The organism is Agrobacterium sp. (genome assembly GCF_059499945.1).
The window spans coordinates 1-3,538 of the sequence record NZ_JCABZP010000006.1 but is presented as its reverse complement, the minus strand read 5'-3'; the positions used below and the strand labels follow the sequence as shown (position 1 = coordinate 3,538).

The window sequence follows — 3,538 nt, the reverse complement described above, 5'->3', positions numbered from 1 at the left end:
AGGCACCGGGCGGAGATCGCCCGGCACTGTTTTCGGTGATGGCTGTTCAGATTTACTGGTGCCGTGGGTTGGTTGCGGCCGCGAGAGCGGCCATCAGCTTGTCCGATGGCTCCCGGAATCTTCCGGGCTTGATAAGCGGGGCATGATGCGCTTCGAGAAGAGCAAGCTTCTCGGTCGGGTCGGCGCGCAAGTACATCTCGGTGGTCTGGATGCTGGCATGACCGAGCCAGAGCGCCACCTTACGGACGTCTCCGGTTGCCTGGAGCGTGTGCATGGCACAGCTATGCCGAAGCACGTGCGGCGTGACGCTCTTGCTGGCAATCGACGGCACCGTCTTGCCGGCTTTGGCAACGTGCAAGCTGAGCCTGTAGGCGAATCCATCGCGGCTCATGCGTTTGCCGTCCCGGCTCAGGAACAGTTCTGGACCGTGACCATCTGGCCGAACGGCCAGCCATGCACGCAATGCGGCCTGAGTTTCTTTCCAGAGCGGCAGGATACGTTCTCGTCGTCCCTTGCCGAGGACGCGAACGCTGGAAAGCGATCTGTCGGGGAAGTCTTCCATCCGCATCGCCAACAGTTCGGATGCCCGCAAACCCGCGGCATAAGCGAGATGGAGCATCGCGCGGTCACGCAGGCCGCCGCGTGTGCGGATATCGGGTGCTGCAAGCAGCGCTCCGATCTCTTCCCGAGTCAGATAGTCGATAAGCCGGGTGTCAGTTCGTTTGACCGGCAGCGCCCGGATCATCATAGCCTGCTCCAGGCAGGCCGGTTGCCGATGTTCGACGAAGCGAAAGAACGCCTTGATCGCCGAGAGCCTTGCATTGCGAGAACGGGCGGTATTGTCCCGCCCTTCTTCCACATGCCGCAGAAATGCTCGCACGAGTCCGACGTCGAGATCCTCGATCATGAGGTCGGAGGGCTGTCGTTTGAGCCGAGCGGCGGTGAAACGCAGCAAGAGCGTGAATGCATGCGCGTAGCTCGCGATTGTATGCGGGCTTGCACCACGTTCATTCGGAAGGTGGTTTTGCAGGAACGCAGAAAGGTCAGGAGCGAGCGGAGTCATGCTGCACCTCCGACAAAAGCGCCTTCGGTCGCTGAAGCGATCGTGCGCAACAGGACAGGTGTCGCCTCGAGATACCAATAGGTGTTGGCAACCTCGGCATGGCCGAGGTAGGTGCTCAGCGCAAGCATGTGTCGCTGAATGGCCTGCGGATCATTCCCGCAGGCTTCCAGAGACCGCACTGCGAAGGTGTGGCGTAGATCGTGCAGCCGGGGACCAGGCCCCGTTGGGTTGCGGTACCCGAGCTGTCGAACAATCCGGACGAAAACCACATGGGCTCTGGTCCTGGTCGGCGCATGACCGTGACCCAGCACAAAGAGATCGTCGCTTGCGCCGCGAACCTCACGTCGGACGGCAAGGTATTGCTCAAGCGCAGTGTGGGTTGAAGCGTGCAACGGGACAATGCGGCTTTTACCGAACTTGCCGCTGCGAACCATGAGGCCGTCATCCGTCAGATCATCGCAGCGGAGGGAAAGAGCTTCCGAAATGCGGAGCCCTGTCGAGGCAAGCAATCCGAACAGATGATGATATGTAAGCGGGCTGATCGGAGCCAAGCCCGGCACCTTCAGGGCCTCCGCCATGATGTCTGTGATCTGATCCGGCATCAGAATGTAAGGAGCTGGCCGCCGCCGTCTGCCGCGCCCCATCAGCCCTGCGGCCGGCACTTCATGCCGTGGGTCTTCACCGTGCAGAAACTCGGCAAAGGCGCGTGCGAGGCCAAAACGGATACGGGCGGCGTTCGGCGTAGCCGCTTCACGCACCCATTCTAGTATCAACTCGACGGTTATGATGGTTGCGGCTCTTTCGCTGGCGAGTACAGCGAATTGACTCAGTGCCTGTTCCTGCGCATCGAACTTCTTGCCGAGGGCGCGATGCAACTGGATGTAGCGATCGACGTCGTGGTGCATCATGACGCTGCTCCCGGCCACGACTGGGCAACGGCTGCCAGCATCAAGATATCCACCTTCGCGTAGATCGCGGTCGTGTCCCGAGAGGCATGCCGGAGGGCGATGCCGATCTGATCAAGGTCGGCACCGTCGCGCAGCCAGGCGGACGCCAGTGAATGACGGAACACATGAGATCCTGTCGGCAGGCAGGAGAAACCACCACGCTTCAGGACGCGGGCGACGATGCCGGCGATCTCGGCCGAAGAACGCAGCGGTGTAAACGGCGGCTGTGTCCGCAGAAATACCCGGTCCGTCGAGACGACGGGCCGCGCATCCTCGATGTAGGCGAGAAGTGCGTCACCCGCATCTTGGGGCAACGGCAGCATCGTCCCGCGACGACTTTTGCCGTGCAACCGTAATCGACTGGCCCGCCAGTCGATATCGGATAGACGCAGTTGCCACACATCCCCCGCCCGCAGCGCCATTCGGGCGAGCAGCAGGAGGATGGCGCGATCCCGGATATTGACCGGTGTCGTCGTGCCAGAGGATGCAATGATATCTTCAATCGTTGCCGCCGGGATCACGCGCGGAACAGTTGATAGCTTCCGTCGAACTGCTGGCGGCACTGCATGCAGCAGAAACGGGGCGCAAAGTCCCTGGCTGACAGTGAAGCGCAGGAACGCGCGCAGCACGGTCACCGTCATACGGATCGAAGAACGCGATCGTTCCTGGCGCTGATCCAGAACGATAGAGCGGATGATTGCTGCATTGTAATGCCCTGGATCTTTGCCGAGAACGCCGACCCAGCGTCCGGCCTCGTGCTGGTAGCGCCGGATCGTCTCCTCCGTCGCCCCACGCTCGCGGCGCAGCCATTCTGCTAAGCCGTCCAGCCGCGGATCGATCGCCAGAGTATCGGCTGGCGCGGAGAGATTGATCACACCCCGTTCACGCAGGAAATTGACGAAGCGACGGGCACCGCGACGGCGATCTCTAGTTCCCGTGCCGGTCACCCGTCTGCCCCGCTTGGTTCGGATACCGCACTGACAATCGTGCAGAGCAAACTGTTCAATGGTGACGTCAGTGATCTCCTTTGCAGGAATACGCGTTTGGAAGATCCATTCGGCGAAATGCCGCGCCTGACTTAATCGGCCAGCATAGGTCGGCTTGCTGTAGCCGACGGCTCTAAGCCCGGCAGCGAATTCTGGCAGGTATTTGTCCAGTCGTTCGACACCGGTCGGAACGGCCACGATCCTGACATTCTCCAGATATCGGAGGAACCGGCGAACGTCGGTCATGTAGACCGGATCACGCAGCTGGCGGGGTCTATAGCGCCCGCAACGACAGCGATGCCGGGCGAAACGATCAACCGCGGCCGCATCGAGATCCTTGTAGGCGATATCGTGGGCACTTGCCCACTTCAGAAAATGTCGCGCCGCGCTCAGGGCACCTGCCGAGAGCTTGAGGTGCTGCGCCAGATAGCCCTGGACGAGAGCACGATCGTCGAGCACGTCCGCGCGTGGGTCACTGCCGGAGCGAGAGTTGGGGTGGGAAGCCATGAGGGTGTCCTTCTGCTGTTGAGAGCAGAGGCATC

General features: G+C 61.4%; 3 protein-coding genes. All 3 read right to left on the bottom strand.

Annotated features, from left to right (window positions below):
- Positions 1-52: 52 nt before the first annotated feature.
- The gene (locus AC5I5B_RS05970; RefSeq protein WP_247033363.1) at positions 53-1,063 is read right to left on the bottom strand and encodes a tyrosine-type recombinase/integrase; all 1,011 of its coding nucleotides are present in this window, start codon (positions 1,061-1,063) and stop codon (positions 53-55) included.
- Positions 1,060-1,971 carry a tyrosine-type recombinase/integrase gene (locus tag AC5I5B_RS05965; RefSeq protein ID WP_327522781.1) on the bottom strand — a complete coding sequence of 304 codons (912 nt, stop codon included), beginning with the start codon at positions 1,969-1,971 and terminating at the stop codon, positions 1,060-1,062. Before AC5I5B_RS05965 ends, AC5I5B_RS05970 begins: the two co-directional genes overlap by 4 nt.
- On the bottom strand, positions 1,968-3,538 hold a 1,571-nt coding region (locus AC5I5B_RS05960; protein WP_495752496.1), incomplete at its 5' end, for a tyrosine-type recombinase/integrase. The genes AC5I5B_RS05960 and AC5I5B_RS05965, both read right to left, overlap by 4 nt.

What these genes read in the sequence shown, in the direction of transcription:
- AC5I5B_RS05970 (WP_247033363.1), bottom strand. Translation starts at nt 1,063, where the DNA reads ATGACTCCGCTCGCTCCTGACCTTTCTGCGTTCCTGCAAAACCACCTT.
- AC5I5B_RS05965 (WP_327522781.1), bottom strand. Translation starts at nt 1,971, where the DNA reads ATGATGCACCACGACGTCGATCGCTACATCCAGTTGCATCGCGCCCTC.